Below are 387 nucleotides of genomic sequence, written 5' to 3' on the forward strand. Positions count from 1 at the left end.
TTCTTACCGTGTATCTCAACATCGCCGAATTTGGCCCTGGGGTTTTTGGTGTGGAAGCGGCTGCCAGACGTTATTTCAATAAATCTGCCAGCAAGTTGACGGCAAGCGAATCCGCGTTGCTGGCGGCGGTGCTGCCAAACCCTATTCGCTTTCGTGCGAATGCGCCTTCCGGCTACGTTATTCAACGTCAGCAGTGGATTTTACGCCAGATGCGACAGATGGGCGGCGACGCGTTTTTGCGAGATAACAATCTGAATTAAGACGTCTTGTTCGTTTAGTATACCGAGAAGTTTTCGCGTTAACGGTCGTGTTTTCGACATCAGGAGAAAGTATGCGGTTACGTCATTGGTCAGGTTTACTGGTTGTACTGTGTTGTATGGCCTCTGT

Annotated in this window: 1 protein-coding gene; it reads left to right on the forward strand. The window is 49.6% G+C overall.

The window, feature by feature from the left end; all coding sequences use genetic code 11:
• Positions 1-260: transglycosylase domain-containing protein (locus AC6EMZ_RS23350; RefSeq protein WP_498405192.1), on the forward strand; the 260-nt coding region annotated here is incomplete at its 5' end.
• Positions 261-387: the final 127 nt, after the last annotated feature.

The sequence above is a fragment of the Enterobacter sp. SCRI0065 genome (assembly GCF_059766475.1).